Annotated in this window: 25 protein-coding genes; 17 read left to right on the top strand and 8 right to left on the bottom strand. The window is 64.3% G+C overall.

Features of this window, described 5'->3' with window-relative positions; translation table 11 throughout:
• The first annotated feature begins 21 nt into the window (after nt 1–21).
• The 4 genes from AC0L30_RS10280 (at nt 22) to AC0L30_RS10265 (ending at nt 4,803) form a co-directional block, all read left to right on the top strand.
• Complete coding sequence (locus tag AC0L30_RS10280; RefSeq protein ID WP_354199967.1) at nt 22–1,407, top strand: tetratricopeptide repeat protein; 1,386 nt, start codon at nt 22–24, stop codon at nt 1,405–1,407.
• Between the two features lie 145 nt (nt 1,408–1,552).
• Nucleotides 1,553–3,487 carry a propionyl-CoA synthetase gene (locus AC0L30_RS10275; protein WP_007597510.1) on the top strand — a complete coding sequence of 645 codons (1,935 nt, stop codon included), beginning with the start codon at nt 1,553–1,555 and terminating at the stop codon, nt 3,485–3,487.
• 146 nt (nt 3,488–3,633) lie between these two features.
• Nucleotides 3,634–3,894 (top strand): hypothetical protein, encoded by a 261-nt coding sequence (locus AC0L30_RS10270; RefSeq protein WP_007597509.1) that lies wholly within the window; start codon nt 3,634–3,636, stop codon nt 3,892–3,894.
• A gap of 183 nt (nt 3,895–4,077) precedes the next feature.
• Nucleotides 4,078–4,803, top strand: coding sequence for an OmpW/AlkL family protein (locus tag AC0L30_RS10265; RefSeq protein WP_473404232.1), 726 nt, complete (start codon nt 4,078–4,080; stop codon nt 4,801–4,803).
• Between the two features lie 281 nt (nt 4,804–5,084).
• Here AC0L30_RS10265 and AC0L30_RS10260 read toward each other — a convergent pair whose 3' ends face one another.
• Nucleotides 5,085–5,768 carry a DUF1013 domain-containing protein gene (locus AC0L30_RS10260; protein ID WP_473404226.1) on the bottom strand — a complete coding sequence of 228 codons (684 nt, stop codon included), beginning with the start codon at nt 5,766–5,768 and terminating at the stop codon, nt 5,085–5,087.
• Nucleotides 5,769–6,021: 253 nt separating this feature from the next.
• Here AC0L30_RS10260 and ispH point away from each other — a divergent pair, with 253 nt between their 5' ends.
• The 3 genes from ispH to rnhA are packed head-to-tail and all read left to right on the top strand — an operon-like array spanning nt 6,022 to nt 8,441.
• A complete protein-coding gene (gene ispH, locus AC0L30_RS10255) occupies nt 6,022–6,990 on the top strand; it encodes a 4-hydroxy-3-methylbut-2-enyl diphosphate reductase (protein WP_007597506.1) in 969 nt (322 codons plus the stop codon).
• Between the two features lie 6 nt (nt 6,991–6,996).
• The gene (locus tag AC0L30_RS10250) at nt 6,997–7,980 is read left to right on the top strand and encodes a homoserine kinase (RefSeq protein ID WP_473255042.1); all 984 of its coding nucleotides are present in this window, start codon (nt 6,997–6,999) and stop codon (nt 7,978–7,980) included.
• Nucleotides 7,977–8,441, top strand: a complete 465-nt coding sequence (rnhA, locus tag AC0L30_RS10245) for a ribonuclease HI (RefSeq protein WP_007597503.1) — start codon at nt 7,977–7,979, stop codon at nt 8,439–8,441. Before AC0L30_RS10250 ends, rnhA begins: the two co-directional genes overlap by 4 nt.
• A 165-nt stretch (nt 8,442–8,606) precedes the next feature.
• Here the strand turns inward: rnhA and AC0L30_RS10240 are convergent, their stop codons facing one another.
• From AC0L30_RS10240 to AC0L30_RS10215, 6 genes are all read right to left on the bottom strand, one after another.
• Complete coding sequence (locus AC0L30_RS10240) at nt 8,607–9,092, bottom strand: peroxiredoxin (protein ID WP_007597501.1); 486 nt, start codon at nt 9,090–9,092, stop codon at nt 8,607–8,609.
• Nucleotides 9,093–9,199: 107 nt separating this feature from the next.
• Nucleotides 9,200–9,754, bottom strand: coding sequence for a DUF924 family protein (locus AC0L30_RS10235; RefSeq protein ID WP_219680613.1), 555 nt, complete (start codon nt 9,752–9,754; stop codon nt 9,200–9,202).
• A gap of 15 nt (nt 9,755–9,769) precedes the next feature.
• Nucleotides 9,770–11,455 (bottom strand): long-chain fatty acid--CoA ligase, encoded by a 1,686-nt coding sequence (locus AC0L30_RS10230; RefSeq protein WP_219680612.1) that lies wholly within the window; start codon nt 11,453–11,455, stop codon nt 9,770–9,772.
• 190 nt (nt 11,456–11,645) lie between these two features.
• On the bottom strand, nt 11,646–13,103 hold the full coding sequence (locus AC0L30_RS10225; protein ID WP_354126867.1) for a D-alanyl-D-alanine carboxypeptidase family protein: 1,458 nt from the start codon (nt 13,101–13,103) through the stop codon (nt 11,646–11,648).
• A gap of 199 nt (nt 13,104–13,302) precedes the next feature.
• Entirely contained in the window at nt 13,303–15,099 is a 1,797-nt protein-coding gene (locus tag AC0L30_RS10220) for a glucan ABC transporter ATP-binding protein/ permease (RefSeq protein WP_219680605.1), read from the bottom strand.
• Nucleotides 15,100–15,183: 84 nt separating this feature from the next.
• The gene (locus tag AC0L30_RS10215) at nt 15,184–16,230 is read right to left on the bottom strand and encodes an ABC transporter substrate-binding protein (RefSeq protein ID WP_473404225.1); all 1,047 of its coding nucleotides are present in this window, start codon (nt 16,228–16,230) and stop codon (nt 15,184–15,186) included.
• 224 nt (nt 16,231–16,454) lie between these two features.
• Between AC0L30_RS10215 and AC0L30_RS10210 the strand changes: the two genes are divergently transcribed.
• The 7 genes from AC0L30_RS10210 (at nt 16,455) to AC0L30_RS10180 (ending at nt 22,027) form a co-directional block, all read left to right on the top strand.
• A complete protein-coding gene (locus tag AC0L30_RS10210) occupies nt 16,455–16,826 on the top strand; it encodes a hypothetical protein (protein WP_473404224.1) in 372 nt (123 codons plus the stop codon).
• 119 nt (nt 16,827–16,945) lie between these two features.
• Nucleotides 16,946–17,350 (top strand): phosphoribosyl-ATP diphosphatase, encoded by a 405-nt coding sequence (gene hisE / locus AC0L30_RS10205; protein ID WP_219680599.1) that lies wholly within the window; start codon nt 16,946–16,948, stop codon nt 17,348–17,350.
• A gap of 45 nt (nt 17,351–17,395) precedes the next feature.
• Entirely contained in the window at nt 17,396–17,998 is a 603-nt protein-coding gene (locus tag AC0L30_RS10200) for a YqaA family protein (RefSeq protein WP_219680596.1), read from the top strand.
• A gap of 47 nt (nt 17,999–18,045) precedes the next feature.
• Nucleotides 18,046–18,582: a hypothetical protein gene (locus tag AC0L30_RS10195; RefSeq protein ID WP_473404223.1), complete on the top strand. Its 537-nt coding sequence runs from the start codon at nt 18,046–18,048 to the stop codon at nt 18,580–18,582.
• A gap of 30 nt (nt 18,583–18,612) precedes the next feature.
• Nucleotides 18,613–20,013 carry an aspartate ammonia-lyase gene (locus tag AC0L30_RS10190; RefSeq protein ID WP_007597482.1) on the top strand — a complete coding sequence of 467 codons (1,401 nt, stop codon included), beginning with the start codon at nt 18,613–18,615 and terminating at the stop codon, nt 20,011–20,013.
• 260 nt (nt 20,014–20,273) lie between these two features.
• A complete protein-coding gene (locus AC0L30_RS10185; protein ID WP_007597481.1) occupies nt 20,274–21,242 on the top strand; it encodes an NAD(P)H-dependent flavin oxidoreductase in 969 nt (322 codons plus the stop codon).
• A gap of 11 nt (nt 21,243–21,253) precedes the next feature.
• Nucleotides 21,254–22,027, top strand: a complete 774-nt coding sequence (locus AC0L30_RS10180; protein ID WP_035993707.1) for a thioesterase family protein — start codon at nt 21,254–21,256, stop codon at nt 22,025–22,027.
• A gap of 36 nt (nt 22,028–22,063) precedes the next feature.
• Here AC0L30_RS10180 and AC0L30_RS10175 read toward each other — a convergent pair whose 3' ends face one another.
• Nucleotides 22,064–23,626: an AMP-binding protein gene (locus AC0L30_RS10175; RefSeq protein ID WP_473404222.1), complete on the bottom strand. Its 1,563-nt coding sequence runs from the start codon at nt 23,624–23,626 to the stop codon at nt 22,064–22,066.
• Between the two features lie 108 nt (nt 23,627–23,734).
• On the opposite strand from AC0L30_RS10175, the gene AC0L30_RS10170 reads away from it, so the two are divergent.
• From AC0L30_RS10170 to AC0L30_RS10160, 3 genes are all read left to right on the top strand, one after another.
• A complete protein-coding gene (locus AC0L30_RS10170; protein WP_473404221.1) occupies nt 23,735–24,700 on the top strand; it encodes an NAD(P)H-dependent flavin oxidoreductase in 966 nt (321 codons plus the stop codon).
• Nucleotides 24,701–24,863: 163 nt separating this feature from the next.
• Nucleotides 24,864–25,112: a hypothetical protein gene (locus AC0L30_RS10165; protein ID WP_007597474.1), complete on the top strand. Its 249-nt coding sequence runs from the start codon at nt 24,864–24,866 to the stop codon at nt 25,110–25,112.
• Between the two features lie 132 nt (nt 25,113–25,244).
• Nucleotides 25,245–25,955, top strand: coding sequence for a hypothetical protein (locus AC0L30_RS10160; RefSeq protein ID WP_473404220.1), 711 nt, complete (start codon nt 25,245–25,247; stop codon nt 25,953–25,955).
• Nucleotides 25,956–25,958 lie beyond the last annotated feature (3 nt).

Here is a 25,958-nt window from a genome sequence, read left to right as displayed (position 1 = left end):
GATGTCCCGGAGCTCTATGCCATGTGCGGCACGCATCCTTCCGCGCAAATGCTCTCGTTTGCAAAAATCTCGTTTCGCTCGCTCCTGCTCAGCGCGGCAATGAGCGTCGTCCTCGTCGCTCCTGCCTTGGCCGGCGTCGATTGCGTGATGGAGAGCAAAGCCGCTCCGGCTGAGCTGATCCCGGCCTGCAGCGCCACCATTGACCAGGCCTCAATTCCATCCTCCGATCGCGCCGCGGCGTTGCTGGTGCGCGCCGACGCCAATGCGCGGACCTCGGGCGGCCTCACGCAGGCGCTGCGGGACATCGACCGCGCCATTGCGCTCGATGGCAAGAACGCAAAAACCTGGCGCCTGCGCGGCGATCTCCTCCGCGAGGCCGGCGGCGATCTCAACCGCGCCGCGGCGGACCTCAGCAAGGCCATCGAACTCAATCCGCAGGATTCGGAATCTTACGAGCTGCGCGGCGTGGTCTACACCAACCAGCGCCGGCTCGACCGCGCGCTTGCCGATTACGACCAGGCGATCAAGCTGAAACCTGACAATGCACAGGCCTGGTCAGACCGCGGCGTGACCTATTATCTCGGCGGCGACAACGAGAACGCGATCCGCGATCTCAGCGAGGCGTTGCGGCTCGATCCGAATCGGCCGCGCAGCTACACCAATCGTGGCGCCGCCTACAAGAAGCTCGGCCAGCTCGAGAGGTCGGTTGCCGACGACGGCGAGGCGATCAGGCTCGATCCGAAGGTGCCCGAATATTACGACAATCGCGGGCTGTCCCTGGCCGCGATGGGCGAGTACGACAAGGCGATTGCCGATTACGATCAGGCGCTGCGGCTGGCACCGCGCCCGAACTTCTTCGCTAACCGCGGCGACTCCTACCACCTCAAGGGCGAGCTTGGCGCGGCGCTGAGCGATTACGAGGCCGCGCTGAAACTCGAGCCGAATTTCGCGCAGACCTACAATAACCGCGCCGTGCTCTACAAGAAGATGGGCGAGCGCAAGAAGGCGCTGGCCGACTACGAGACCGCGCTGCGGCTCGATCCCGGCAACGACAACGCTGCCGCCGGCCGCCGCGCCATGATCGCGGAGATCGTGAAATTCGGCGGCGAGCCGCTGCGGCCGCTCGCGGCGAATTCCGGCAAGGGCCCGTCGTTCGATTGTGCCACTGCGAAGCGCGAGGTCGAGAAGGTGATCTGTGCCGATCCGCAGCTGGGTGTGCTCGATCGCCAGATCGCCGAGACTTATGAGCGCGTGCTGAAATCGGCCGGGTCCCGCTCGGCCGGCGACCTCCGTCGCACCCAGCGCGACTTCCTCGCCACCCGCAATACGAGCTTCGGCCGCGCCGGCTATGATCTGAGGAAGGTCATGCAGGACCGCCTGCAGCGGCTGAACGCGATGGATAGCTGAGCACTGTTCTTTTCAGCTTGAACCGCGGCCCATTCCCGGGAAAATAGCCCTCAAACATGGCCGGTACTTGATCCCTGTCATGGCGGGACGTTTGTCCTGCCACAAGGTCAAGGCCAGGCGAATAAAAGGGAACGGGAGCGCGGGAATGAACGTCCGAGGAAACGTCCAAGGAAACATCGACGGAAAGAGCCTCTATCACGAGGTTTATGCGCGCTCGCTGGCCGACCCTGAGGGCTTTTGGGCCGAGGCGGCCAAGGAGATCGACTGGATCGAGCCACCAAAAAAGATCTTCGATCCCTCGCCGGGCGTCTACGGCCGCTGGTTCAGCGGTGGCATTGTGAACACCTGCTACAACGCGCTCGACCGCCACGTCGAACGCGGCCGCGCCGACCAGATCGCGCTAATCCATGATTCGCCGCTGGCAAATAGCGTCACCAGATTCACCTACGCCGAACTGCTGGCCGAAGTGCAGGCGCTCGCCGCCATCATGCAGGACTTTGGTGTCGCCAAGGGCGATCGCGTCGTCCTCTATATGCCGATGGTCCCGGAGGCCGTCGTTGCGATGCTCGCCTGCGCGCGCATTGGCGCGGTGCACTCCGTGGTGTTCGGCGGCTTTGCCGCGAAAGAGCTCGCCACCCGCATCGACGATGCGCAGCCAAAGTTGATCCTGTCGGCGAGCTGCGGCATCGAGCCCGGCCGCATCGTGCAGTACAAGCCGCTGCTCGACGAGGCGATCAGGCTTGCGGGCGCAAAGCCGAAGGCCTGCATCGTGCTGCAACGTCCGCAGCTCGTCTGCGCCCTCACGCCCGGCCGTGACTATGATTGGGCGGGCCTGCGCCGCAAGGCGATGAACGACGGCAAGCAGGCGCCTTGCGTGCCCGTCGCCGCCACCGATCCGCTCTACATCCTCTATACGTCAGGCACGACCGGCATTCCCAAGGGCGTCGTGCGGGACAATGGCGGCCATCTCGTCGCAGTGAAATGGTCCATGTTCAACCTCTATGGCGTCAAGCCGGGCGAGGTCTGGTGGTGCGGCTCCGACATCGGCTGGGTGGTCGGCCACAGTTACATCGTCTACGGTCCGCTGCTGCACGGCGCGACCTCGATCATGTATGAGGGGAAGCCGGTCGGCACGCCCGATGCCGGCGCGTTCTGGCGCGTGATCAGCGAGCACAAAGCTGTCGCCTTCTTCACTGCGCCGACCGCGTTCCGCGCGCTCCGGAAAGAAGATCCGGAAGGAAAATTCATCCGGCAGTACGACCTCTCGACGTTCCGCACGCTGTTCCTGGCCGGCGAGCGCGCCGATCCGCCGACGGTGGAATGGGCGGAGCAGCAGTTGAAAGTGCCTGTCATCGACCATTGGTGGCAGACCGAGACCGGCTGGTGCATCGCCGGCAATCCGGTTGGCTTAGGCCAGCTGCCGGTGAAGCACGGATCGCCGACGGTGCCGATGCCGGGCTACCAGGTCGACGTGGTCGACGAAGCGGCAAAGCCGGTCGGTCCGAACACCATGGGCTCGATCGTCATCAAGCTTCCGATGCCGCCGGGCTGCCTGCCGACACTGTGGAATCAGGACGAACGGTTTAAGGAAGCCTACCTCACCGAATTCCCCGGCTACTACAAAACATCGGATGCCGGCTACAAGGACGAGGACGGCTATGTCTTCGTCATGGGCCGCACCGACGACATCATCAACGTCGCCGGCCATCGGCTCTCCACCGGCGGCATGGAGGAGATCCTGGCTTCGCATCCCGATGTCGCCGAATGCGCCGTGCTCGGCGTCAAGGACGCGATCAAAGGTGAGGTACCCTGCGGCTTCCTGGTGCTCAAGGCGGGTGTGAAGCGGGCCCCCGCCGAGATCGAGAAGGAGATCATCGCGCTGGTGCGCGACAAGCTCGGTCCCGTTGCCGCGTTCAAGCTCGCCATCACCGTCGGGCGCCTGCCCAAGACGCGCTCCGGAAAGATCTTGCGCGGCACCATCAAGAAGATCGCAGATGGTGAAGCCTGGACCATGCCGGCGACGATCGAGGACCCCAAAGTGCTCGACGAGATCGGCGATGCACTGAAGGGGCGGGTGTGAGGTTTGCAATGGGGCTTGAATAGGCCGCATTTTTCCGCTCAATCCTCATCCTGAGGAGCGCGCCTGGCGCGCGTCTCGAAGGATGAAAGGCCCCGCTGCTCCAGCTTGGCCTGCATGGTTCTCACCATGAGGATGAAGGGCCTGCCATGAATTCGAAGCCGTTTCTAGCGATTGCATTTGCGGGCCTCATTCTCTCCGCCTGCTCCGCGCGCTACCAGACGCCGGTGGCGATGGGCGGCGATGATGACGACGCGGTCTGCCAGAGCCGCGGCTATGCGGCCGGCTCGCCTGAATACGTGGCCTGCCGCAAGGACCGCGACGTCCAGCGCAGCGCCGCGACCACCCGCGCCGACCGCCGCCAGCGCGACCTCGGCGAATACATGCTGAACCATCCGGACCGGCCATGATGTAAGCCGTGGCATTATCCTGCCGCGACAGATCTGCAACGCCGCAGCCAAATCGCAATCGCACTTGTCCTGATTTGATCGGCATCAAATCCTTCACCACTGCCTTTCTGCTCTGACGCTGATGTCGCGCAACGAAGCGCGCACATGGCTGAAGGGGAATGCAAGGACGGAATAATAAGAAACATGGCGCGGCTCGCGACGCTAGGTGCGGCGCTGGCGGGGGCTTTTGCCTCGGCACAGGCCGCCGATTTGCCGATCTACAAAAAGGCGCCGCCGCCGGTAGAAGCCTTCAATCCCTGGATGGTGCGTTTGCGGGTGCTCGGCGTGTTGCCGGATGCGGGCGGCTCAACCGTCAATGTCGCCGGCGTTCCGTCGCTGTCCTCGCCGAATTCGGGCCTCTCGATCAGCGACCAGGTCGTGCCTGAGCTCGACATCAGCTATTTCTTCACCAGGAACATCGCGGCCGAGTTGATCCTCGGCGGGACCCGGCATTCGATCAGCGGCACTGGCTCGCTCGCAAATCTGCCGATCGGCAAGACTACGCTGCTGCCGCCGACGCTGACCCTGCAATATCACTTCGACAATTTCGGCGCGTTCAAGCCGTATATCGGTGCCGGCGTGAACTACACAATGTTCTTCAGCAACTCCGCCGCCAATACGCCGGCCGTCATCGCAGGTCCGCCCGCGATTGTCGCCACCACCACGAGCCTGCATGTCAGCAACGCCTTCGGTGGCGCGGTGCAGTTCGGCTTCGACTACATGCTCGATCGGCACTGGGGCCTCAACGTCGACGTCAAGAAGCTCTGGTTGCGGCCGGACTATTCGGCGACGGTCAGTGGGCTGCCGGTTACCGGCACTGCGCATATCGACCCGTGGCTGGTCGGCGGTGGTGTGACGTATAAGTTCTGAAGTTGTTGTTGCCTTAGGGAGGCACACTGTCGCCCTAACGTCGTCCTGGCGAATGCCAGGACCCATACCGCGGAATCTATCGACTGAGCGCGGTAGGAGAACCGAGCGATGAGTCTTCACCAAATTCCTCCTTGGGGTAATGGGTCCTGGCTTTCGCCAGGACGACGCCGGAGGGTATGCGTTGTCAGTCGTTTTGCAGATGCAAAATAAAAACGCGGCAGGTTTCCCTGCCGCGTTTTTATTGGGTTCACGAATGAGGAGCGGAAGGATTACTCCTCCTCCTAGTCCTGCTTCTTGCCGCCGAGTGTCTTCAGCTTGGCGAACACGGCATCGACGTTGAGATCGTCGCTGGACCTCTCCGCGGGTTCGTACTCGTCCTTCTTGGTGGTTTCGGAAGCCGGCAGCAGGGTGGCGCCGCCATAGGCCGCGTCGATCGGCTTTTCCTTGGCCGCGCGCGCGACCTCGAAATCGAGCTCGATCTGCGAGCAGAGGCCAAGGGTGACGGGATCAATCGGCGTCAGCTGGGACGTGTTCCAGTGGGTGCGATCGCGGACACTGGCGATCGTGCTCTTGGTCGTGCCGACCAGGCGCATGATCTGGGCGTCCTTGAGCTCGGGATGGTTGCGCAGCAGCCAGAGGATGGCGCTCGGGCGTTCGTGGCGGCGCGAGACCGGGGTGTAGCGCGGGCCCTTGCGCTTGGGTTGCGGCGGCAGCACCACCTTACTCTCCTGGAGTCGGAGCCGGTAGTCCGGGTTGTTCTCGCCCTTCTCGATCTCCTCGCGGGTCAGCTGGCCGTTGGAGAGGGGATCCATGCCCTTGATGCCTTGGGCGGCGTCGCCATCGGCGATCGCGCGCACCTCGAGGGGGTGCATTTTGGTGAAATCGGCGACCTGATCGAAGGTCAGCGCGGTGTTGTCGAGCAGCCAGACGGCGGTCGCCTTGGGCATCAGAGGTGCGTTGCTCATGGCAAATCTCCTTTGTGCTTCGCCCACCCCTTTGGAGGCGAAACCGGTGGTCATCAGCGATGACTGGGAATTCGCGCTATATAAGCCCGGAGGGGGTAGCCACGCAATGGTTCTGCTATAGATAGTGCCTTGACAGCGCCCGAAAGGGGGCCCAATTCCCTCTGAAGTCCCTGTAAGACCGTACCCAAGCCCAATTCATTCATCGACCGTTTCCCGCCCATTTGGCGAGGTGATTCGGTCCCGAGATCGCTCAATGTCAGCCAAACCAGACCTCAAGATCGTGCTTTGTTCTCCCCGTGGCTTCTGCGCCGGGGTGGTCCGGGCGATCGACACCGTGGAACGGGCGCTCGATAAATACGGCGCCCCCGTCTATGTTCGCCATGAGATTGTGCATAACAAATACGTCGTCGATGGGTTGAAGAAGAAGGGCGCGATCTTCGTCGAGGAACTCGCCGAGATCCCGGAAAACACCACCGCGCCGGTGGTGTTCTCGGCCCATGGCGTGCCGAAATCGGTTCCGGCCGACGCCACATCCCGCAATTTGTTCTCGCTGGATGCGACCTGCCCCCTGGTCACCAAGGTCCACCGCGAGGCCGCGATCCATTTCAAGCGCGGCCGCGAGATCTTCCTGATCGGCCATTCCCATCATCCCGAGGTGGTGGGCACGCTCGGCCAGCTCCCGACCGGCGCCGTGACCCTGATCGAGACCGCCGAGGACGCGAAGACCATCGCCCCGAAGGACCCGAACAACCTCGCCTTCGTGACCCAGACCACGCTGTCGATCGACGACACCGCGGAGATCGTGGCGCTTCTGAAGGAGCGCTTCCCCAACATCAACGGGCCGCACAAGGAAGACATCTGCTACGCCACCACCAACCGCCAGCTCGCGGTGAAGAAGGTGGCGCCGGTGGTCGACGCCCTGATCGTGGTTGGTGCGCCGAACTCGTCGAACTCGCAGCGCCTGCGCGAGGTCGCCGAACGCGAGGGTTGCCCGATCGCCGTGCTGGCGCAGCGCGCCACCGAAATCGACTGGAAGCGGTTCGAGAACATCACCAGCCTCGGCATCACCGCTGGCGCCTCGGCACCGGAAGTGATCGTCGAGGAGATCATGGACGCGTTCGCCGAGCGCTTCACGCTGCATGTGGAGACGGTCTCGGCCGCGGAAGAGAACGAGTTCTTCCCGCTGCCGCGTCAGGTGCGCCCCGAAGCCGCCGCCGAGTAGATCTTCATGGCGGTCTACACCGACGTTGCCGCCGACGAGCTTGCGGACTTCCTCAACCAATACGATCTCGGCGAGTTGCTCTCGTACAAGGGCATCGCCGAGGGCGTCGAAAATTCCAACTTCCTGCTGCATACGACCAAGGGATCGTTCATCCTCACGCTCTATGAGAAGCGCGTGGCGAAGAACGATCTGCCGTTCTTCCTCGCACTGATGACGCATCTGGCCGAGCACGGCGTCAACTGCCCGCTGCCGGTGAAGGGAACGGACGGCGAGGCGTTGCGCGAGCTGTCGGGCCGGCCGGCCGCGATCATCACCTTTCTCGAGGGCGTCTGGCCGCGCAAGCCGAACGCGGCCCATTGCGCCGGCGTCGGCGAGGGGCTCGCCAGGATGCATCTGGCGAGCGCGAATTTCGCGATCAGGCGTGCGAACGCGCTGTCGGTCCCGGGCTGGCGGCCGCTGTTCGATGCCGCGTCACAGCGGGCCGACGAGGTGCAGCCCGGCCTGCGCGCGTTCCTGAGCAACGAGCTCGACTACCTCGAGAGCGGGATCTGGCCGACGCAGCTGCCTGAAGGCGTGATCCACGCCGACCTCTTCAACGACAACGTCTTCTTCCTCGGCGACAAGCTCTCCGGAATCATCGACTTCACTTTCGCCTGCAATGATATGCTGGCTTATGACGTCGCGATCTGTCTCAACGCCTGGTGCTTCGAGCCGGATCATTCCTTCAACGTCACCAAGGCGCGGGCCTTCCTCAACGCCTATGGCCGTGTGCGAAAGCTGTCCGAGGCGGAAGAGGCAGCGCTGCCGCTGCTCGCGCGCGGCGCCGCGATGCGGTTCCTGCTGACGCGGCTGGTCGACTGGCTCAACGTTCCGCCCGGCGCGCTGGTTCGGCCGAAGGATCCGCTGGAATATGTCCGCAAGCTGCGCTTCCACCAGAGCGTTTCCAGCGTGCGCGACTACGGGCTGATGCCGTCGGGGCTGGTGGCGTGAGCGAGCTTCCGATTGTCACGATCTACACCGACGGCGCCTGCTCGGGAAATCCGGGGCCCGGCGGCTGGGGCGCGATCCTGAAGTTCGGCGACAAGGAAAAAGAACTGAACGGTGGTGAGCGCCACACCACCAACAACCAGATGGAATTGATGGCGGCGATCTCCGCGTTGGAAGCGCTGAAGAAGCCGTGCACGGTCGATCTCTATACCGACAGCCAATATGTCCGTCAGGGCATCACCGGCTGGATTCACGGCTGGAAGCGCAACGGCTGGCGCACCGCCGACAAGAAGCCGGTGAAGAATGTCGAGCTATGGCAGCGCCTCGATGCTGCGCTGAAGGCTCATGACGTGCGCTGGCACTGGGTCAAAGGCCACGCAGGGCATCCCGAGAACGAACGCGCCGATCAGCTCGCGCGGGACGGCATCGTGAAGGCGCGGTTGCAGGCGCGGGTGGCGGAGTAGCGCGGATCCGCGCTCCTTCCTCATGTTCCGCCGTCATCGCCCGGCTTGACCGGGCGATCCAGTACGCCGCGGCCTCTCGATTCAACAACAACTGTCTCTGGAATACTGGATGCACCGCTTTCGCGGGGCATGACAGTGTCGTTTGTGGCTGAAAGCGGTGGCCGCTTACAGCTGCCCGAGCAGCGTATCGCCGCCGGACACCTCGACCTTGCCGGGCATCGCCTCGAGGTTCAGCTTCTTGACCACGCCGTCCTCGACCAACATCGAATAGCGCTTGGAGCGGATGCCGAGACCGTTGCCGGAGGCGTCGAGCTCCATGCCGATCGCCTTGGCGAAGTCGGCATTGCCGTCGGCGAGGAAGATGGCCTCGTCGCGCTGGTCGGTGTCGCGCTTCCACGCGTTCATGACGAAGGCGTCGTTGACGGAGACGATGGCGATGGTGTCGACGCCCTTGTCCTTCATGGCGTAGGCGTTGAGGAAGATGCTCGGCAGATGCATCTTGTGGCAGGTGCCGGTATAGGCGCCGGGCACCGCGAATAGCGCCACTTTCTTGCCCTTGAAGATGTCGTCGGTGGTCTTCACCTGCGGGCCTTCGGCCGTCATCACGCGGAATTTCGCCTCGGGCAGCTTGTCGCCAGTCTGGATCGCCATCGTCAGTCTCCCTGAAAATCGGTCCCGCTTTTTAGACCGTGCGGCGGCGCTGCACAATGTTGCCGGTAGGGCAGGCGGTGAGGGCGGGACCCTTCACCATTATGTCATCAGCCGGCGAACCCGCCGCCGTCGAGGAAGGCCTGCTCGTCCGGGGTGGTGTCGCGGCCGAGCAGGCGGTTGCGGTGGGGGAAGCGGCCAAACCGCCGGATGATGTCGGCGTGCTCACGCGCGTATTTCAGGTTTTCGGCATTCTCGGTGTTTTGAAACAGCGCGACGCAGTGCAATTGGTCGGGCAGGTGCTCGGAATGCATGAAGGGCAAATAGAGGAATTCGAGCAGGACCGGATCGATCCTTTGATCTGCACCCCGCGCAATGGCGCGGCGGGCGACGTCGCGCGCGAGCGCGTCGCTGGCAAAGGCCTGCGCCGTGCCCCGGAACATGTTGCGCGGAAACTGGTCGAGCACGATGACGAGCGCGAGTGCGCCCTCGTCGGTCTCCTCCCACGACGAGAGCTCGCCGGCGACCGCCTTCTGCCACAGCGCGAGAAAGCGGCGCCTGACCTCCGCGTCGAATGCGTCGTCGCGCTCGTACCAGGCATCGCGGCCGGCCTCGCGCCAGAAGGCGAGGATGCCGGCCGGACTGATGATGCTGTCGTCGGTCATGAACGAAAGAGGCGCTTACGCCGCCTCCGCCTTCTTCTCGTCGCGCAGCTGCCGGCGCAGGATCTTGCCGACATTGGTCTTCGGCAGGTCGGTGCGGAATTCGATGTGCTTGGGCACCTTGTAGCCCGTCAACTGCTCCTGGCAGAATTTGACCAAGGCCTCCGCCGTGAGGTTCGGGTCCTTCTTGACCACGAACGCCTTCACCGCCTCTCCCGACTTGGAATCGGGAATGCCGATGACGGCGCATTCGAGCACCCCCGGGTTGCTCGCGATCACTTCCTCGATCTCGTTCGGATAGACGTTGAAGCCGGAGACCAGGATCATGTCCTTCTTGCGGTCGACGATCTTGGTGTAGCCTTTCTCGTCCATGATGCCGATGTCGCCGGTGCGGAAATAGCCGTCTGCGGTCATCACCTTGGCGGTCTCCTCCGGCCTGTTCCAATAGCCCGACATCACCTGCGGACCCTTGGCGCAGATCTCGCCGGGCTGGCCGAGCGGCATCTCGTTGCCGTCGTCGTCGCGGATCGAGATCCAGGTCGAGGGCACGGGGATGCCGATGGTGCCGTTGAACTCGGGATCGGTCGTGGTGTTGCAGGTCAGCGTCGGAGACGTCTCCGACAGGCCGTAGCCTTCGGCGATGGAGCAGCCCGTGATCGCCTTCCACTGCTCGGCGACGGGGCGCTGCACCGCCATGCCGCCACCATTCGAGATCTTCAGCTTGGAGAAATCGAGCTTCTTGAAGTCGGGATGATGCATCAGGCCGTTGTAGAGCGTGTTCACGGCCGGGAAGTTGTTGACCTGGTACTTCGCCAATTCCTTGATGAAGCCCGGGATGTCCCGCGGGTTGGGGATCAGGAGATTGCAGCCGCCGGCGCGCACCGCGAGCAGGTAGCAGGCCGTCAGCGCGAAGATGTGATAGAGCGGCAGCGCGCAGACGACCATGAGTTGATCGACATGCGGCGGCGCGGCCATCGCCGGCTGCAGCCAGGCGTCGTTCTGCAGGACGTTGGCGACGATGTTACGATGAAGCAAGGTGGCACCCTTGGACACGCCGGTGGTGCCGCCGGTATATTGCAGGAAGGCGACGTCGCCGGGCGACAGCTTCGGCTTGTTGAATGCCAGAGAGCGGCCGGCGGAGATCGCGTCGTTGAAGGACACCGCGCCTGGCAGCGACCAGGCCGGCACCATCTTCTTGACGCGGCGGACGACCAGATTGACGATCACGCCCTTGAAGCCGAGCAGGTCGCCCATGCTGCCGACGATGACGTGCTTGACTTGCGTCTTCGCGATCACCTGCTCGACGGTGTGGGCGAAATTCTCCAGCACGATGATGGCTTCGGCGCCGGAATCCTTGAGCTGGTGCTCGAGCTCGCGCGGCGTGTAGAGCGGATTGACATTGACCACCGCGAAACCGGCGCGCAGTACGGCTGCGGTCGCGACCGGATATTGCAGCACATTCGGCATCATGATCGCGACGCGGGCGCCGCGTTGCAGGCCTCGCCCTTGCAGGTAGGACGCCATCGCCAGCGACATCTGGTCGAGGTCGCGATAGCTGATCGACTTGTCCATGCAGATGAACGCCTTGCGGTCGGCGAACTTGGCGAAGCTCTCCTCCAGGAGGTCGACCAGCGATGAATATTGCGTCGGCTCGATATCGGCGGGGACGCCGGGCGGATATTGCTTAAGCCAGATGCGCTCCATGGAAACTCCCCTCATTGACCAGAGCCCGTTGTGTCTCGGGCTTGCCTCATTGCCGTCAGTATCGAGCCTGCCGGAACGGGTGGCAAGCGGTCGAGGCTTAGGATAAACGCCAGGGAGTGGCTACCGGAATCCTCGCAAACGGCGCTGCCGCAAGTGCGAAGTGCGGCGCGGTCTCGTCTCGCGTCGGCCGTTAACTGTTGTTGGCCGGCTTGGCGGGCTTGGTCGCGGCCTTGGGCTTGGCGGGCTTGGTTGCCTCGCCGCTCACCGCAGGCTTTGCCACCGCATCGGGCTTGGCTGCGGCATGCTTGGTGCCGGCCGGCTTGACTGCGGACTTGCCGTCGGCCGGCTTGGCGGCCGCCACCGGCTTGGCATCGGGCTTCGCCGCCGCCGTCTTGGCATCCTTCGGCTTGTCTGCTGGCTTGTCTGCCGCGTCGGGCTTTTTGGCGACGCGCGACTTCTTGCCACGCGGCTTTGGCGTGGCCTGCTGGTCGGCATCGGCCGCGACCGCCGCGATCAGGGCGGTCCCGGTGCGGGTCGGACCGGTATACACCAGCACGGGCTCGGCCGCCGCCGGGGCCGAGGCCATCAGCTCGGAGGCCTTCATTAGGGGCGGCTGAAGCCCGGCCGTGAAGAAGGTGACCTGGGCTTCGCCGCCCGTGGCCGAGGCGGACCCGGACGTGCCGCCATTGGTCGCGATCAGCGCGTCGTCATCGTCGCTGGCCGGCCGCTTGCGATGGCCGCCGCACATGTCGTCACGCAGGTTCGGCGGCGAGGCGTCGACCGGCACCAGCTTGTCGACCGTGCCGAGCGAGGGCCGGAGCCAGGTGAGATTGTCTTGCGAGAAGCCGCGCTCCAGCAGCTGCGCTGCTTTCACCGCGCGCGCGGTCCCGGAGTTGGCGCCCAGCACGACGGCGATCAGCCGGCGGCCGTTGCGGGTGGCCGATGCGACGAGGTTGTAGCCGGAGGCGCAGATGAAGCCGGTCTTGAAACCGTCGGCGCCGGGATAGCGGCCGATCAGCTTGTTGAAATTGCCGGTGACGCGCTTGCCGAAGCGGATAGCCGGAATGTGCACGAAATACTCGTACTCGGGCAGGTCGCGCAGGAACGAGCGCGCGAGAATGCCGAGATCCCGCGCGGAGGTGATCTGTCCGTCGGCGGGCAGGCCGTTCGGATTGACGTAGCTTGTCTGCGTCATGCCGAGCTTCTGCGCGGTGTCGTTCATCAGCGCCGAGAAGCCGTCGATCGAACCGCCGACGCCTTCGGCGAGCACGACGGCCATGTCATTCGCCGATTTCACCATCATCATCTTGAGTGCGTTGTCGACGGTAAGCTGCGTTCCCGGTCGAAACCCCATCTTCGAGGGCGACTGCGAGGCTGCCGTCGGCGACACCGTGAGCAGTGTGTCGAGTGTGAGCTTGCCGTCCTTGACCGCCTTCAGCGTCACATAGGCGGTCATGATCTTGGTGACGGAAGCCGGATACCAGGGAATGGTCGCGTTTTCCGCCTGCAGCACCTTGCCGCTATCGGCCTCGATCAGGAGCAGCGCTTCGGCGCTCGCCGCGCGCGGCACGAGCAATGCGCCGCATGCGAGTGCCGCGGCGAGCAGGTTGAACAAGGATTGACGAAGCAGCGGGCGAAGAGCGTGCACTATCCGATTCCGGTCCTTGGAGACCCGCCGGTTCCGGTCGGCTCTCGTGATCTGATGTTCGGTTCTGAAATCCAGCGCCGCCGCTTGCGGCGCCGCAAACCTATACCGGCTGGTGCGTCGGGAATAGGGGCATCAGCGGGGTATTCCGCAATGAAATGGGCCGAATTTCGACGATACGATGGGGACTTGCCAAGGCTTGCTAAGGCGATTTGGCGGCAGTCGCAGCAGCCTCAGCCGCTGTCACGCTGGCCCGTGCGTTCTCCTGAACCATGAACTGGGCCCTGGCGAGGTCGGCGAAATGGCCGCCTTTGGCCACGAGTTCATCAAAAGTTCCGCTTTCGATCACACGCCCGTTCTCGAATACCAGGATGCGCGTGGCATTGCGGATGGTGGAGAGACGGTGGGCGATCACGAAGGTGGTGCGGCCCTTCATCACTTCGTCGAGAGCGGTATTTACCTTCGCCTCGGTGACGGCGTCGAGTGCGCTGGTCGCCTCGTCCAGGATCAGGATCGGCGGATCCTTCAGCAGTGCACGGGCGATCGACAGCCGCTGGCGCTCGCCGCCGGACAGCATGCGGCCGCGCTCGCCGGCATTGGTCTCGAAGCCGCCGCTGCGCTCGATGAATTCGAGCGCCTGCGCGCGCTCTGCTGCCTTGCGCATCTCGGCCTCGGTGGCGTCCGGCTTGCCGACGCGCAAATTCTCCGCGATCGAGCGGTTGAACAGCAGCGCCTCCTGAAAGACCACGCCGATGTTCCGCCGCAGCGATGTCAGCGTTACGCCGCGCACGTCCATGCCGTCGATCCTGATGAAGCCGGACTGCGGATCGAACGCGCGATGCAGCAGCGCAATCGCCGTCGACTTGCCGGCGCCGGTTGCGCCGACCAGCGCGATGGTCTGGCCGGGGAGTGCGGTGAAGGAGAGGTCCTCGACCGCCGGGCGTTTGCCGTCATAAGAGAAGGTGACGTCGTTGAATTCGACGAGGCCGGAGAGCCGACCCGCATCGATCGCGTCGTGCCGGTCGTGCACCGCAGGCACCGCATCGAGCACGTTGAAGAACTCGCGCAGGCGCGGGGCTTCCATGAACACGTTGTTGATGAAGCTCACGACCTGCTCCAGCTTCTGGATGAGAAGTGTCGCGAAGCTCACGAACATCACGATCTCGCCGACCGATGTCAGCCCCTGGTCGTGCAGCGCGATGCCGAAAGCGAAGATCGCGAGCACCGTGATCGTGGTGGAGGCGCGCGTGATGACGGTGACGAGCGCCCACCACGACAGCACCGGCATCTGGGCTGCAAGCAATTGGTCGGCAACGGAGCGCAAACCCTGTACCTCGGATTCGACGCGGACGAAGCTCTGCACCAGCGCGACATTGCCGAGCGCATCCGAAGCGCGTGCGGAGAGCTCGCTGTATTGCTCTTCGACGTCCATCTGCATGCCGAATGTCTTGCGCACCACGAAGGTGGTCAGCGCGGTGAAGACGATGCAGAGCACGAACAGCAGGATTGCAAGCCGCCAGTTGAGGTAGAGCGACAGCGGCAGCAGCACCACGACTGAGAGGATCGCAGCAAAATGCTCGCGGAAGAAGCCCAGCCACAGCCGCCACAGCGCATCGGTGCCGTTGAGCATGACCTTCATCAGCCGGCCCGAATGGGTGCCGGAGTGGAAGGTCAGCGGCAGTTGCAGGATGTGCTCGAAATAATCCGTCAGGACCGCTTGCCGCTGCCGGTGGGAGAGCCGGTCGGCCTGCAACGCCACGAGCGCGCTGCAGGCGATGGTGAACAGTCCGAACGCAACCCATGCAACCAGGAACGGCCAGGCCGAGTTGGAGCCTGCGACCGTCTTGCCGGAGAGCACGTCGACGATCCGGCCGAACAGCACCGGCTCGGCGAATTGCGAACCCGCAAGCAGGAGATTGACGATCGCGAGCAGCCAGCCCAGCCGTGCCTCCTTGCCGAGCAGCTCGAGAACACGGGTGTAGAGGCGGAGAATGGGCATGGGCGAGGAGCTCGGGCGGCTGGAGTGAGCCCATACTCTAATCAGGGATCGGCTGCGAGATATAGCGGAAGCTGTCGGTTTTGCTCAGTTGATCAACCGCCCTGCGAGCGGCGGCAGGAAGCCGCCGTCGAAGATATCGTCCGCCGCCGGCCGTTTGCGGAATTTGAAATCCTGCCCGATCTGGTCGATCGCGCGATCCATGCGCGCCGGGTCGATGTCGCCGAGGCCGTTGCGACGGACCTCGTCGGTCAGGATGTTGTCGACGAGGACGGTGCGCAGGCGCTCCAGCTCAAGATCGCGGTCGCCGTCCTCAATGCGGCTCGCGGCCTCGTCCGCCGCGCGCGCCGGGTCCTTGACGGTCGCGTTGATGCCGGCAATCAATGCGCGGACGAATCCCTTCACGCTGTCCGGCCTGGACGCGGCGAAAGCCGGGTTGACCACGACGGCAAAGCCATAGGCCTCGGAACCATAATCGGCATAGCGAAGCGCGACGAGATCGCCGCCTGGCACGCCGCGGTCGCGCAGGTTCACTGCCGAGAGATAGCTGAAGCCGGCGACGGCATCGACCTGTCCCGCGGAGAGGATCGGCTCGCGCACCGCGGCGCTGATCTTGTGGAATTTCACGTGAGCCGTGTCGATGCCGTTCTGCTGCGCCAGCGCCGGCCACAGCCGCATCGACAGATCGCTATCCGCGACGCCGACGGTCTTGCCGTCCAGGTCGGGCATGAGGTGGATGCCACGGCTCCTGCGGGCGACGATCGCGTAGGGCGCGCGGTTGAACAGCACGAACACCGACTTGACCGGTGCCGGATCCTTGTCGCGGAAGCGGATCAGCTCGTTGATGTCGACGAGCGCGAACTCGCTATCGCCCTTGGCGACGCGCGCAAGCGCCTCCGGCGATCCGGCCGCGCTGCTGAAGGAGACGTTGAGACGTTCGGCGCTAAAGCTGCCGTCCTTTGCGGCAAGAAAAAACGGCGCCATGCTCGCATCGATCGGGCGGTCGAAGGTGAAGTGGATTGCAATGGAGGGCGCGACGGTCTCGGCCGCGGTAGCATCGCGCGCAGTCAGCGCCGCAAGCAAGATTGCAAGGGCCGGCAGGCAACGAAGGGCAGTGGTCCTGAATCCGAACATCAGTGGCGCCGGTCCCGCATTGTGGTTCGTGACGCTCGCAGCGCCGGCGGGCGTAGCAGTCTGTTTGCGCCAATATGAACGGCGGATGAGCGGCGGTTGCGTCACGATCACGCAACCCCGTTCAGCTTGTGTTGGGATTGGGGAACCCAACATGGGATGCAGGTGTTTGAGAGACACGAGCCTGTCATCAGGCACCATTCGAGGTCCCAAGGAGGGTCCAGGACATGTTTGACAGATTTTCAGGATTTGCCGGCCGTAAGGCCCTTCTCGCTACCGCCGCGGTGCTGGCGCTGACCGCAATGACCCCGACCGCTTCATACGCGGGCGGCCGCCATTGGCATGGTGGCGGCGGCGCGGCCTTTGCCGGCGCGGCCATTGCCGGTGCTATCGGCACCGGCCTCGCAATCGCCGCGACCCGCAATGCCTACGCCTATGACGACGGCCCTTATTATGGCGGTCCCGCCTATTACAGCGGCCCTGTCTATTACGGTGATGGCCCGTATTACGGACCCGGCCCGAACTACCAGTATCAGCGCTACGGCGGCACCGCTCCGTCGGAGCTTTGCGGCCAAGGCTACCACACCAACTGCTACTAGGTTTGGCCGCAAAAGGTTGACCACAAACGGGCCGTCGTGCTTGCCGCGGCGGCCCATTTTGGGCTTTTACTATCGCGCGTTAACGCGCTCGCCATGGGTTTAGAGTAGTTTCGAGTACCATGAGTGATTCGCTTGAGCGGCTATATCTGGCTGTGCTCGCGGCCAGGGACCTTGATCCGGCAACATCGCGCACCGCGCGGCTGTTTCAGCGCGGCCCGTCAAAAATGGCGAAGAAACTGGCTGAAGAGGCCATCGAGGTCGTCATCGACGCGGTCAACGGCGATAGCGAAGCCGTGATCCGGGAAAGCGCCGATCTACTCTACAATCTGATAGTGCTATGGGCCTCGGCCGGCGTGCGCCCCGAGGACGTCTGGCGCGAGATGACGCGGCGTGAAGACATGCTCGGCATCGCCGAGAAGCTGCCGAAGTCGGCGATGAAGCTGCCCAAAGTTGCGTCACCGCGGGTCGCCGCCAGGCGGCCTATCGTCGCGCTCGAAGGCCGCAGCGCGCGCAAGCGCCACTAGTATTGGCACAAATCGGTCCCATCTCGGCATGGACAAATCCGTCCCATGGTGCTTCATCGCGGCGCCATGCTGAAACGTATCTACGACTGGTGCATCGACGCCGCTCACAAGCCTTACGCGCTCTGGATCATGGGCGCCGTGGCTTTCGCTGAAAGCTCCTTCTTTCCCGTCCCGCCGGACGTGATGCTGATCCCGATGTCACTGGCGCGCCCGCAACGCGCCTGGGTCTATGCGGCGATCTGCACTGCGACGTCGGTGCTGGGTGGTCTGTTGGGCTACGCCATCGGTGCGCTGCTCTTCGACTCGGTCGGCCATTGGCTGATCGAGGTCTATGGCCTCGGCGGCAAGGTTGACGCCTTCCGCGCCTCCTATGCCGAATGGGGCGCCGTGATCATCCTGCTCAAGGGCCTGACACCGATCCCCTACAAGCTCGTGACCATCACGTCCGGCTTTGCCGGCTACAATATCGGGCTCTTCATCCTGTGCTCGATCGTGGCGCGTGGCGGGCGCTTCTTTATCGTGGCGATCCTGCTCAACCGCTACGGCGACTGGATCCGGGTCAAGATCGAGAAGCATCTCGGATTGGTGGTGGCAATCGGCGCTGCGGTGCTCGTGCTCGGCTTTGTCGTCGCAATCAAGTTGATCTAACTCCAAGGCGCTTTGCCGCCGCGCCTCGTTCGGCTACGGTTGCCGTCATGATGCTTCGATCCGGCAATCCGGTCCCGCGGCTGGGCACGCTGACATTTGCGGTGCTTTCGCTCCTGCTCGTTGCCGGCGGCACCGGATGGCCGCAATCCGCGCCGCCGGCGCTCGGCTTGCAGGAGCAAGGACCGCAGGCCGCACCGGCGCCCTCGACAGCTCCTTCGTCGCCGCCGGCGCATGAGGAAAATCCCGGGCTGATCAACGAAATGGGCAAGCTGTTCGACAAGCTGCCGTCGATCCTGCCGCCGATCAAAAGTCCGAGCGAGACCATGAACGATTTGTCGCGCCTGGCGAAGCCGTCGACCATGGTGTCGGGACGCGTCGCCTGTCCGGCCTCGTCGAACGGCGCGCCCGACTGCAAGCTCGCCGCCGACAAACTCTGCCAGAGCAAGGGCTACACGGAAGGCAAGAGCCTGAATGCCGATTCCGCGGAAAAGTGCTCGGCCAAGGTTCTGATCCCGGGCAGGCAACGCAAACCGGATGACTGCCGCACCGACACCTTCGTCACCAGCGCGCTGTGCCAGAACTAAGGACGTCGCGCGAGCAAGCAAGGAGCGCCCATGAGTCGCACGGAGCAGGACTTCCTCGGACAGCGTGAGATCGCCGACGACATCTATTACGGCGTCCAGACCATCCGCGGGAAGGAGAACTTCCACATCACCGGCATTCCGATGAACCAGGAGCCTTACTTCGTAAAGGCGCTTGGTTACGTCAAGAAGGCCGCCGCCATGGCCAACCGCGATCTCGGCGCGGTGGACACCAAAGTCGCGGAAGCCATCATCGTGGGCTGCGATCGCGTCATCGCCGGCGATATGATGGACCAGTTCGTCACCGACTTCATCCAGGGCGGGGCCGGCACCTCCACCAACATGAACGCCAACGAGGTGATCGCCAATCTCGCGCTGGAATCGCTCGGCTTCGCCAAGGGCGACTACCAGCACGTCAGCCCCAACGATCACGTCAATTACGGCCAGTCGACCAACGACACCTATCCGACCGCCTTTCGGCTGGCGCTGATCCTGCGGCTCGAGAGCTACATGACGGCGCTGCGCCAGCTCCAGGAGGCGTTCTTCGCCAAGGGCAGGGAGTTCGAGCGCGTGCTGAAGATGGGCCGCACCCATTTGCAGGACGCGGTGCCGATGTCACTCGGCGCCGAATTCCGCGGTTGGGGGACCACCATGGGCGAGGAGGTCGATCGAATCTCCGAGGCCCGTGCGCTGCTGCGCGAGATCAATCTCGGCGCCACCGCGATCGGCACCTCCGTCACCGCGGCGCACGGTTATCCCAAGCTCGCGGTCCGGCATCTGAGCGCGCTCACCGGCGTCGACTTCATCCTCGCCGGTGATCTCGTCGAGGCGACGTCGGATACCGGCGCCTATGTGCAGCTCTCCGGCGTTCTCAAACGCACCGCGAGCAAGCTAACGAAGATCTGCAACGACATCCGCCTGCTCGCCTCGGGCCCGCGTGCCGGCTTCAACGAGATCAACCTGCCGCAGCTTCAGCCGGGCTCCTCGATCATGCCCGGCAAGGTCAATCCTGTGATCCCCGAGGTTGTCAACCAGACCAGCTTCCTCGTGATCGGGCTCGACACCACCGTGACGCTCGCGGCGTCCGCCGGTCAGCTCCAGCTCAACGTGATGGAGCCGGTGATCTCGTTCGCGCTGTTCTTCTCGATCCGCACCATGGAGCGCGCGGTCAACAGCCTGCGCGAGAATTGCGTCGTCGGCATCACTGCCAACGAGGAGCACACCCGCAACATGGTGCTGAATTCGCTCGGTATCGTCACGGTGCTGAAGCCGCTGCTCGGCTACAAGCAATGCGCCGAGATCGCGCGCGAGGGCTACAAGAGCGGCAAGTCGCTGCACCAGATCGTCGTGGTCGAACGCAAGCTGCTGACCCAGGAGAAATGGGACGAGATGTTCTCGTTCGAGCGGCTGATCAATCCGGATTTGCTTGCATAGGCGCCGCTCTCTCCTCCCGTCATTCCGGGCGCGCGAAGCGCGAGCCCGGAATCCATTTCGCCATTCGTGCCGAGGCCCGATGGATTCCGGGCTCGACGCTACGCGTCGCTCCGGAATGACGGAAGCAGGAATTCCGCTGCTTGGAATTGCGGTAACGGCGTCCTCCACGGCGCCAAAACGCAATACTTGACAGTGGAAAGATTGCCTTGTTGGTTTGGCTCCCAACTTCGATGTGACCGCCAACAGAGGATCGTCTCGCAATGTCCATGCCTGCCTTGTTTAGGGGACGCCTGTCGATCCCCGTGATCGGCTCGCCGCTCTTCATCATCTCGGTGCCCGATCTCGTGATCGCGCAGTGCAAGGCGGGCGTGGTCGGCTCGTTTCCGTCGCTGAACGCGCGTCCGCCGGAGCTGCTTGACGAGTGGCTGGCGCGGATCACTGAAGAGCTCGCGGCCTATGACCGCGCGCATCCGGACAAGCCGTCGGCGCCGTTCGCGGTCAACCAAATCGTGCACAAGTCGAACAACCGGCTCGATCACGACATGCAGCTTTGCGCCAAGTACAAGGTGCCGATGATCATCTCGTCGCTCGGCGCGCGCGAGGAGCTGAACCAGGCCGTGCACGGCTGGGGCGGCATCGTTTTCCACGATGTGATCAACCAGAAGTTTGCGCACAAGGCGATCGAGAAGGGCGCCGACGGCCTGATCCTGGTCGCGGCGGGCGCCGGCGGCCATGCCGGCACGATCTCGCCGTTGGCATTCGTCGCCGAGACACGAAAATGGTTCGACGGCCCGATCGCGCTGTCGGGCGCGATCGGCAACGGCAAGGCGATCCGCGCCGCGCGCATTCTCGGAGCCGACTTTGCCTATATCGGCTCGGCCTTCATCGCCACCAAGGAAGCCAATGCGGTCGAGAAGTACAAGGAGATGATCGCGGGCGCGACGGCCGACGACATCGTCTATTCCAACCTGTTCACCGGCGTGCACGGCAACTATCTGAAGCCGTCGATTCTCGCCGCCGGCATGGATCCGGAGAACCTGCCGACGTCCGATCCCTCGAAGATGAACTTCGGCACCGACGCCTCCGGTGAGCGCGCCAAGCCGAAGGCCTGGAAGGAGATCTGGGGCTCCGGCCAGGGCATCGGCAGCGTCGACGGCATTCTTCCCGCCGCCGAGCTGATCGCGCGCTTCAAGAAGGAGTACGACGAAGCGATCGATCCGCCGTTGTAATGGCCCTCCCAATGACGGCCATCTACCGCGTCGACGGCAACAGCGTCATCACCAGCCCGGATGCCGCCGGCCCGTGGGACCGGCGCATGCAGCACGGCTCGGCGCCGGCCTCGCTGGTGACGTGGGCGGCTGAGCGTATTCCGACGCCTGTCGCGATGGACATCGCGCGCGTCACCATCGACCTGATGCGCCCGGTTCCGGTGGCGCCGCTCACGATCGCGACCGAGGTCTTGCGCGAGGGCCGCAAGATCCAGCTCTGCGGGGTCAAGCTGCTCGCCGACGGCGTACAGGTGGTCGGCGCCACCGTGCTCAAGATCAAGCGCCAGGCGCTGACGCTGCCCGATGACATCAAGGCACTGCCGGTTACGCTGCCGTCGCCGGAGGACTCGCTGCTCGAGGACGGTCATGCCGCCACCAGCCCGTTCGTGCGATCGGTGTCGATGCGCGCCGCGCGCGGCCGCTTCGGGCAAGCCGGCGCCGGCGCGATCTGGTTTCGCGTCGACCATCCCCTGATCGCAGGCGAACCGCTCTCGCAGGCGATGCGCGCCGTGGTCGCGGCCGATTTTTCCAACGGCACCGCCTCGTCGCTCGATTTCCGCGCCTGGACCTACATCAACGCTGACCTCACCGTGAGCTTTGCGCGCCAGCCGGTCGGCGAATGGATCCTGCTCGACGGTGATTCCTGGATCGGCCCCGATGGTGCCGGGCTTGCGATGTCGCGGCTGGCGGACCGGACGGGGTATTTTGGCCGCGCGGTGCAGAGCCTGGTGATCGAGAAGCGGTGAGGGCTGCGTGAGACTGCGCCGCGGCCGGGGCAGGAGCTACCCCACCATCCGGTCCCGCCCGCTCCAGAATTCCGCGCGCAGCACCTTCTTGTCGACCTTGCCGACGCCGGTCATCGGCAATTGCCTGACGAACTGGATCTGCTTGGGCGCGTGAGCCGAGCCCTTCCGCGTTCTCACCATGTTGATCAGCTCGTCGGCGTCAGGCGTAGCGCCCTCGCGCGGCACGACGATGGCAGTGACGGCTTCGCCCCATTTCTCGTCAGGGATGCCGACGACCGCGACCATGGCCACGTCGGCGTGCTGTGACAGCACGTCCTCGATTTCCCGCGGAAAGATGTTGAAGCCGCCGGAGACGATCATGTCCTTCTTGCGGTCGAGGATGAACATGTAGCCGCGTTCGTCCCTGCGCGCGATGTCGCCGGTATGGACCCATCCGTTCCGAAGCGTCTCGGCGGTGATGTCGGGCCGCTTCCAGTACTCCGCCATCGCGTGCGGGGCGCGCACGCAGATCTCACCGGCTTCGCCCGTCTTCACTTCTTGATCGTTGTCGTCGAGGATCCGGACCTCGCAGGCCGCGATCGGGAAGCCGCAGGACAGGAACAGTTCGGGCGTCCTGGGATCGTGATCCGCCTTGCGCAGCACCGAGATTGGATAGCATTCGGTCTGGCCGTAAAGCTGCGAGAACACCGGCCCGATCCGCTCGATGCCCTCGATCAAGCGGCTCGGCGACATCGCGGAGGCGCCGTAGAGCACCAGTTCGAGCGAGGAGAGCTTGGTCCTGCTCAATGCGGGATGATCGAGCAGCACATAGATCATGGTCGGCACGAACAGCGTGAAGTTGATGCGCTCGCGCGCGATCGTCGCCAGCACCGCCTCGGGATCAAAACCCTTCAGCATGTGCACGGTGCCGCCACGCATCAGGGTCGGCAGCACCTTCGTGCCGGCGACATGGCTGATCGGTGCCACCGCGAGGTAGCGCGCGCCATCGGGGATCTCGAAGTCGGCGAGGATCGCGGCCGCGGCCCCGGCATTTTCGCGGTGGTAGCGCAACGCGCCCTTGGATTTGCCGGTCGTGCCACCGGTATAATTCAGCGTGGAGAGATCGTCGGGGCCGGCGAGGCAATGCGCGCTGGCATGGCCTTCGATCTCGATCGCCTGCAACAGGTCGACGCCATAGGCGGCCGGTCCCATGGTGAAGACCGCCTTGAGCCACGCCGCCTGCGCGGCGAGTTCGCCGCCGCGATCTCGGAAGGCGGCCGCATCGACCACCAGCACCTCGGCCTCGGAATCCTCGAGCTGGAACAGCTGGTCTGCCCGCGATCCCAAAGGATGCAGCCAGGTGACGCAGAGCCGCGACAATTGCGCGGCGACGCCGGCGCACCATGTGTCGGCGCGGTTCGCGGTGAGGAAGGCGACCCGCGCGCCGGGCTGCAATCCAAGCCGCACGAACACGCCCTGGATGCGCCCGATCAGGTCGATGGTGCCCTGATAGCTCAGCGATCCGCCGGGCCACGCGAACGCGGTTCGGCCCGGATAGCGCGACAGCGCCCGCAGCGCCTGCGCGCAAGTCGGGGACGATGCGTGGAGCGGATCGGACATATGTTTCCTCGCTGCTTTGTCATCGGCTTCTGGCGTGCCAATGTTTACCGCGACGCTAGCATAGGGAATGCGGGATGGAACGACAAAGCCCGCGCGAAGGAGGCATGCGTGACGTCAGATCGGCTGCAACATTTCCACGGTCGTCTCGCCCTGCCGCTGATTGCCGCGCCGATGTTTCTCGTGTCAGGCGTCGAGCTCATGGTAGCGGCCTGCCGCAACGGCGTGATCGGCAGCTTCCCCAGCGCGAATTGCCGTAGCACCGAACAACTCGATGAATGGCTCACCGACATCGAAACGCGGCTGCTGCGGCACGAAGATCAAACCGGCCGCAAGGCCGCGCCGCTTTGCCCAAACCTGATCGTGCACCGCTCCAATGCACGGCTGGAGCAGGATCTCGCCGTGTTGCGGCACCACAGGCCGGAGATCGTCATCACCTCGGTCGGCTCCCCCACGCCGGTGCTGAAGCCGCTGCACGACGCCGGCGCATTGGTGCTTGCCGATGTTGCCTCGATCCGCCACGCCGAACGCGCGGCGGAAGCAGGTGCCGATGGGCTCGTGCTGCTCACTGCGGGCGCGGGCGGCCAGACCGGCTGGCTCAACCCGTTCGCCTTCGTCCGCGCGGTGCGCGCGTTCTACGATGGCATCATCGTGCTCGCGGGGGGCATCAGCGACGGCTACGCATTGCGCGCGGCCGAAGTGCTCGGCTGCGATCTCGGCTACATGGGTACAAAGTTCATCGCGACCCACGAGAGCATGGCGGATGATCGTTACAAGCGGCTTCTGGTCGAGAGCAGCGCCGACGATATCCTGCTGACCACCGCATTCACGGGACTTCAAACCAGCATGCTGAAGCCGTCGATCGTCGCCGCGGGTCTCGATCCCGACGATCTGCCGGCGCGCGGCGCGATCGACATCGGCAAGGACATCGACGTTACCGCACGAGAGAACCGGCCAAAGCGCTGGCGCGATATCTGGAGCGGTGGGCACTCGACATCCGGCGTGACCGATGTGCTCGCGGTTGACCACCTCGTCGCATCAACGCTCGCGGAATACCGTGAGGCGGTGGAGCGGTAGACCCGGCCCCCTTTTCCGGAAGAACCGGGAGAGGGAAGGAGATACCGTCGCATCGGTCACAGTTAATCCCGCATGGCTCCGCAGCCCCACACTTAACGGCAGATTAACCATCGATCGCCCAGAATCCCCCTCAGGCGCCAATCAGGACCGAGAGGGACAGGCGATGGACTTCGACTTTCTCAACACCAAGACGGCGGCTTCGCTGGACGAAATTCGCATTCGCGTAGCCCATGCGCTGGCCCGCCATCCGCTGTGCCGCAACGTGCGCTTCGACATCGTCAGCGTCCCCCGCACCCGCCGGGGCGGCAATTGGACGGTGGCGCTGCAGTCGGTCGAGCCGCGTGGAGTTTGGGAGGCCTCGGAGATCGTGGCCGACATCCAGGACGCTTACGATCTGGCGCTAGCTGCCTGATTTTGTTGATCTTTCTAGGTGATGTCGCCGCAGTCCGCGCGATTGCCGCCGCGATGGCACGGTTAAGCCTTAATTTTCGCCCAGTTTCCGGGCAGTGATCACGTGGACTTGAAGCCGGTCGCGGAGAGACGTTTGTCGAAAGCCATCACCATCGTCGTGCTGACCTGCTTCCTCGTCCTCGGCGCCGCCACCACCGCCATTCTCGGCCGCGACAGCGTGCCCAGCGTCAGCGCCGAAATGATCCCGCAGGCGCCGGCACCCAAGCCGCTTGCAACCAATCGGGCGGCCAAGGCTGACCGTCTGGTTCCGACGCTGGCGCTGGCCTCGGCCGCCATCGACCCGGTCCAGGTTCCGGCCGACAAGCTCTCGCAAATGCCCGTGCTGACCGAGCCGCTGCGCCAGGCGTTTGCCGCCGCCACGCCATCCGATTTCCCGATGCCCAAGGCGAGCGTGAACGAGGCTCCGGCCGCTGCAGAGATTCCTGCCGTCGAAGTCCCGGCCAAGCCGAAGGTCGTTGCCAAGCCGCAGCCGCAGAAATCCTATTCGCTCCTGTCCGACGTGCAGATCGCGGGCATCAGGGACCGTCTGAAGTTGTCGTCGTCGCAGGAATATTACTGGCCCTCGGTCGAAACCGCGCTGCGCAATGTTGTCCGCAAGATCTCGGCAAACAAGCTGTCCAATCCGAACGTGCAGGGCGTGCCGATCGATCCCAATTGCGACGAGGTCCAGCAGTTGAAGTCGGCCGCGATGCCGCTCCTGTTCCAGCTGCGTGACGACCAGAAAGAGGAAGTGCGCAAACTCGCCCGCATCATCGGGCTCGAGAAGGTCGCGCAGCAGATCTGACGC

The sequence above is a fragment of the Bradyrhizobium sp. MI1.11 genome (genome assembly GCF_055811255.1).
Note: the sequence above shows the minus strand (reverse complement) of the source record. Positions and strands in the feature narration are given on the sequence as shown.

Bases quoted from the DNA above. Each gene is read 5' to 3' on its own strand.
- AC0L30_RS10280 (WP_354199967.1), top strand. From the start codon at position 22: ATGTGCGGCACGCATCCTTCCGCGCAAATGCTCTCGTTTGCAAAAATC.
- AC0L30_RS10275 (WP_007597510.1), top strand. From the start codon at position 1,553: ATGAACGTCCGAGGAAACGTCCAAGGAAACATCGACGGAAAGAGCCTC.
- AC0L30_RS10270 (WP_007597509.1), top strand. From the start codon at position 3,634: ATGAATTCGAAGCCGTTTCTAGCGATTGCATTTGCGGGCCTCATTCTC.
- AC0L30_RS10265 (WP_473404232.1), top strand. From the start codon at position 4,078: ATGGCGCGGCTCGCGACGCTAGGTGCGGCGCTGGCGGGGGCTTTTGCC.
- AC0L30_RS10260 (WP_473404226.1), bottom strand. From the start codon at position 5,768: ATGAGCAACGCACCTCTGATGCCCAAGGCGACCGCCGTCTGGCTGCTC.
- ispH (WP_007597506.1), top strand. From the start codon at position 6,022: ATGTCAGCCAAACCAGACCTCAAGATCGTGCTTTGTTCTCCCCGTGGC.
- AC0L30_RS10250 (WP_473255042.1), top strand. From the start codon at position 6,997: ATGGCGGTCTACACCGACGTTGCCGCCGACGAGCTTGCGGACTTCCTC.
- AC0L30_RS10240 (WP_007597501.1), bottom strand. From the start codon at position 9,092: ATGGCGATCCAGACTGGCGACAAGCTGCCCGAGGCGAAATTCCGCGTG.
- AC0L30_RS10235 (WP_219680613.1), bottom strand. From the start codon at position 9,754: ATGACCGACGACAGCATCATCAGTCCGGCCGGCATCCTCGCCTTCTGG.
- AC0L30_RS10230 (WP_219680612.1), bottom strand. From the start codon at position 11,455: ATGGAGCGCATCTGGCTTAAGCAATATCCGCCCGGCGTCCCCGCCGAT.
- AC0L30_RS10220 (WP_219680605.1), bottom strand. From the start codon at position 15,099: ATGCCCATTCTCCGCCTCTACACCCGTGTTCTCGAGCTGCTCGGCAAG.
- AC0L30_RS10215 (WP_473404225.1), bottom strand. From the start codon at position 16,230: ATGTTCGGATTCAGGACCACTGCCCTTCGTTGCCTGCCGGCCCTTGCA.
- AC0L30_RS10210 (WP_473404224.1), top strand. From the start codon at position 16,455: ATGTTTGACAGATTTTCAGGATTTGCCGGCCGTAAGGCCCTTCTCGCT.
- hisE (WP_219680599.1), top strand. From the start codon at position 16,946: ATGAGTGATTCGCTTGAGCGGCTATATCTGGCTGTGCTCGCGGCCAGG.
- AC0L30_RS10200 (WP_219680596.1), top strand. From the start codon at position 17,396: ATGGTGCTTCATCGCGGCGCCATGCTGAAACGTATCTACGACTGGTGC.
- AC0L30_RS10195 (WP_473404223.1), top strand. From the start codon at position 18,046: ATGATGCTTCGATCCGGCAATCCGGTCCCGCGGCTGGGCACGCTGACA.
- AC0L30_RS10190 (WP_007597482.1), top strand. From the start codon at position 18,613: ATGAGTCGCACGGAGCAGGACTTCCTCGGACAGCGTGAGATCGCCGAC.
- AC0L30_RS10185 (WP_007597481.1), top strand. From the start codon at position 20,274: ATGTCCATGCCTGCCTTGTTTAGGGGACGCCTGTCGATCCCCGTGATC.
- AC0L30_RS10180 (WP_035993707.1), top strand. From the start codon at position 21,254: ATGACGGCCATCTACCGCGTCGACGGCAACAGCGTCATCACCAGCCCG.
- AC0L30_RS10175 (WP_473404222.1), bottom strand. From the start codon at position 23,626: ATGTCCGATCCGCTCCACGCATCGTCCCCGACTTGCGCGCAGGCGCTG.
- AC0L30_RS10165 (WP_007597474.1), top strand. From the start codon at position 24,864: ATGGACTTCGACTTTCTCAACACCAAGACGGCGGCTTCGCTGGACGAA.